We start from the raw sequence: 3548 nt of genomic DNA, 5'->3' as shown, positions 1-3548 counted from the left end.
GGCCTCCACAAGAGGTCGGAGCGCCCGCGCCGCCTGCTTCCCATCCCACACACATCCAATGCAGCTTCGAAGGAGCACGCCATGACCGCCACTGGAATCCAGGCCGGCTCAGAGGAGCTCGTGCCGGGCCCCGAGAGTGCCTACGACCTGGTCATCTGCCACGAGGACCGGATCGTCTTCCACGACCACTACGCCTCGCCGGCGTTCCGGCTGCGCATGTGCGCGCAACTGCTGACCGCCTCAGACGTCGTTGCGGGCGCGATCGACGCCTCCGCCGCGAATGAGGTGCACGAGCTGTACCAGTCAAGCTGCGGGCAGTGGGAGAGTGACCCGGACAGCGTGGTCAACGCGATCGCGAAGCTCTGCCGCCGATGGGGCGTACAGGTCTACGTGAGCACGACCCGCAAGAAAAGCGAGGCTCCAGCTGCCCTCTACTCGGTGATCACCGAGTACGGCCCCGGACAGACTGTGGCAGAGCACTTCACCTCCAGAGAAGCCCGCCGGACCAGCCTCGTCGAGCGTGCCGACATGTTCTTCAGCTCCCGCGGCAGCATCCCCGAGCGGGTCCTGGCCGACGAGCAGCGCCTCGCCGCGCTCGTCAGTGCGTTCCTCATGCCCGCCACAGTGCTCCTCACCGAGGCCGTGCTCGACGAGGCCGACGGCCACTACAAGCCCTCCGGCCGGCCACTGCCGATCCTCTGAGCCCTGCCCGGGCGGACCACCCCGACTACAACCCTGACCAGCAACCCGGAAGGGACCCGCCATGTCCGCACCTGACACCGTCAAGCCCGAGAACCCGTACGCCCGCACGTACGCCGACTTTCTCGCCCAGACCCGGGAGCACGTCCTCGTAGTTTTGAAGGAGGCAGGCCTCTACCGCCACTTCAGGATCCAGGCCCCAGGGACCCGCATGTGGTCCTGGGACGTCACCACCTGGCCCGGCCACCTGGCCACCAGCGGCGACATCGCCGACGGCTACATATTCACCCGAGAACCAGACATGATCGGGTTCTTCGCGTCGGCCGGCAAGAGCGAGGGCTACTACTCCGACGGTGCGCCAAGCATCGACTTCCGATACTGGGCCGAGAAGCTCTGCGGCGGCCGCTCCCGCGAAGTAAAGCAGTACGACCCGGATCTCTTCATCCAGCTGGTGCGGGAGCACCTCGAAGAAAGCGAGGGACTCGGCACCGAGGCCCAGGAGGTCCACCATCAGCAGTTGGCGCTGCTGGCGCGCCTGCACGAACTGCGCGGCCTTGACGGGGACGCACAGTTGGCGCTCTTCGAGGCCCACTGGAACGCCCAGGAGCACCTCGCCACCGGCACCATGCTGAACCACGAGCGCCGGAACGCGGCCGCTGCCGCGCGTGCTGCCCTCTGGAGCACCGACGGCATCCCCGACGAGAAGTTCGACCGGCTAACAGAGGAACACAACTGGATGGAGCTCGCCGACATCGAGGTCCCACGACATTCCCCTGCCGAGCGGCGCATGGAAATCATCGAAGATGCCCGCTGGCACGCCGACAGTGAGTCGGAGGCCCACAAATGGCTGGCTGAGCACGAGGAAACCGTCGGCTCCGACACCTGGGAGTGGGACCTGCGCGACTGGGACATCCACTTCCTGTTCACCTGCTACTGCATCGACCTGGCCGTGCGCCTCTACCGCGAGCACGCCGCCGCGAAGACACAGCAATCCGCCGCCTGAGCCGACCCCACCCACATCCCGACCCAAGGAGAACCCATGAGCGCCGATATGCTCACCGCGGCCATCGCCGTCCCGGCCGACCGTACCAAGCCGATCGACTTCGAACGTGGCCGCCTGATGGTCGAGGAGACCGCGGGCCCTGAATCGTTCCGGTTCGACGACCCCGAGTCCCAGCTCGAGGAGCTGGTCGAGGACTTCGACCCCGACGTGCACCTGGACGCCGAGGGCGAGCCGACCCCGGAGGTCATCAAGCGCGTCGGCCGCAGGATCATCAACGAGCTCGAAGAGGCACTGGACTCCAGCGAGACGGACACCATCGAGGTCGCCGGCTACCGGCTGTACCTCTCCGGCGGACTCTCCTCGGGCGGTTCCCCCACCGACGCCGCCGACGCGATCTGGCACGCCGGCCACCTGCCGGTGACCGTCCTGCTTGCCATGGGATTCATCCCCGACTGCAGCAGGCCGCTGTCCCGGACCAACGGCAACCCCGGACCTGTGACCGACACCGACATCGTCGACGCCATTGCCCTCGGCCTCGGCACCAAGCCGGAGTGGTCCGGTGCCGACGAACTGGAGTGGATCGCCAACGCGATCGGCTCCGTCCGGCCACACCCGGGAGACCGGGACCCTGCCGAGTACCACACGGAGTTCACGGAGCAGCACGGCTTCGATCCGGTCGACGACAACTTTCTCATCGGCTATGTCAGCCAGTACGACAACCAGGAAGGCGGGGACTGACCTTGGCCAGCGGTGTTTTCATCCTCTGCGCGTGCTGCGCCCTCAAGCTCGCGAACGACGACGAGTCGGCCTGCCGCGACTACCACGGCCACGACCACGCTCCGCTGCAGGTGCCGGCTGGCACCGCGATCACCCAGGGTCCCCACGAATGGGCCGGCTCTCTCGAACTGACCTGCCATGGCCATGAAGACGGGACCATCCAGCCCCTCGGGGCGTACTGGGTGGCCCAGCCCGGTCCCGCACCGGCCGAAGAAGGAGTGCGATGAGCAGCCGGACACCAGTGCCCGATGCCCTCTTCGACGCCGATCTCTGCCAGCCTCTCGGCCGCAAGGACTGGGTTGACCGCTTCGACTGGGTGATCATCGACAGGCGCGTCGTGCACGCGCCTGTCACCTGGACATGGACGTGTCCCACATGCGGAGAGTCCGGCGTCATGCCCGATGGTCCCGACCCGCTGGCAGTCCCGCACGGGTCACAGCATGCTGCAGGACTTTTCGGGACGATCGTCCCGCTCGACGTCGAGGCCGAGCGTCCGTCCACTGAATAGCCTCACCGCCCGGAAGGAGGGACCCACCATGACAGAAATCAGCACTGTCACGACCGCGGTCCTCTCGCCGGCCGTGATCGTAGACATCGACGGGACGGTCGCCACGCACACACTTCCCGACGGACGCTTCATCAGGGGACACCACGAGTACCGGCTCGTCCCCTGGGACCTGCCCAACCCGCCAGTGATCGAAACCGTGCGCGCCCTGCACGCTGCCGGACTTGAGATCGTGTTCTGCTCCGGCAGGCCTGTCCTGGACGACAACGGCTGGGACGTCGGCCGCGCGACCTACGCCTGGCTCATCGAACATGTAGGGGAGTGGACCGCCCGCTGCCCACTGTTCATGCGCGGACAGGGCGACCGGCGGCCGGACGACATCGTCAAGCCCGAGATCTACGAGACCTTCATCCGCGGGCGGTGGGACGTGCGGCTCGCGCTGGATGACCGGCCCAGGGTGATCCGCGCTTGGCAGGCCCTCGGCGTGCCGGTGTTCGACGTCCAGCCCGGCTCGGGCGAGTTCTGATGCGTGGCCCCCGCCCTCGACCCGAAATGGGTCGAGGC

At 67.3% G+C, this 3548-nt stretch carries 6 protein-coding genes; all 6 read left to right on the top strand.

Features of this window, described 5'->3' with window-relative positions; translation table 11 throughout:
• Positions 1-81: 81 nt before the first annotated feature.
• On the top strand, positions 82-702 hold the full coding sequence (locus tag ACFUTU_RS21250) for a hypothetical protein (RefSeq protein WP_377967928.1): 621 nt from the start codon (positions 82-84) through the stop codon (positions 700-702).
• 61 nt (positions 703-763) lie between these two features.
• Positions 764-1702, top strand: coding sequence for a hypothetical protein (locus tag ACFUTU_RS21245; protein ID WP_377967926.1), 939 nt, complete (start codon positions 764-766; stop codon positions 1700-1702).
• Positions 1703-1738: 36 nt separating this feature from the next.
• Positions 1739-2440: a hypothetical protein gene (locus ACFUTU_RS21240; RefSeq protein WP_377967924.1), complete on the top strand. Its 702-nt coding sequence runs from the start codon at positions 1739-1741 to the stop codon at positions 2438-2440.
• A gap of 2 nt (positions 2441-2442) precedes the next feature.
• Positions 2443-2706, top strand: a complete 264-nt coding sequence (locus tag ACFUTU_RS21235) for a hypothetical protein (RefSeq protein WP_377967922.1) — start codon at positions 2443-2445, stop codon at positions 2704-2706.
• Positions 2703-2987: a hypothetical protein gene (locus ACFUTU_RS21230; RefSeq protein WP_377967920.1), complete on the top strand. Its 285-nt coding sequence runs from the start codon at positions 2703-2705 to the stop codon at positions 2985-2987. Before ACFUTU_RS21235 ends, ACFUTU_RS21230 begins: the two co-directional genes overlap by 4 nt.
• A 28-nt stretch (positions 2988-3015) precedes the next feature.
• Entirely contained in the window at positions 3016-3510 is a 495-nt protein-coding gene (locus ACFUTU_RS21225) for a hypothetical protein (protein ID WP_377967918.1), read from the top strand.
• Positions 3511-3548 lie beyond the last annotated feature (38 nt).

Origin of the sequence: Arthrobacter sp. NPDC057388, assembly GCF_042668165.1 — a bacterium.
In the GTDB taxonomy this organism is placed as follows: Bacteria; Actinomycetota; Actinomycetes; order Actinomycetales; family Micrococcaceae; genus Arthrobacter.
The sequence above is the reverse complement of the archived record's forward strand: the minus strand, read 5'-3'. Positions and strand labels throughout refer to the sequence as shown.

Excerpts from the sequence above, each read along its gene's own strand:
- ACFUTU_RS21250 (WP_377967928.1), top strand. The coding sequence starts at position 82 with ATGACCGCCACTGGAATCCAGGCCGGCTCAGAGGAGCTCGTGCCGGGC.
- ACFUTU_RS21245 (WP_377967926.1), top strand. The coding sequence starts at position 764 with ATGTCCGCACCTGACACCGTCAAGCCCGAGAACCCGTACGCCCGCACG.
- ACFUTU_RS21240 (WP_377967924.1), top strand. The coding sequence starts at position 1,739 with ATGAGCGCCGATATGCTCACCGCGGCCATCGCCGTCCCGGCCGACCGT.
- ACFUTU_RS21230 (WP_377967920.1), top strand. The coding sequence starts at position 2,703 with ATGAGCAGCCGGACACCAGTGCCCGATGCCCTCTTCGACGCCGATCTC.
- ACFUTU_RS21225 (WP_377967918.1), top strand. The coding sequence starts at position 3,016 with ATGACAGAAATCAGCACTGTCACGACCGCGGTCCTCTCGCCGGCCGTG.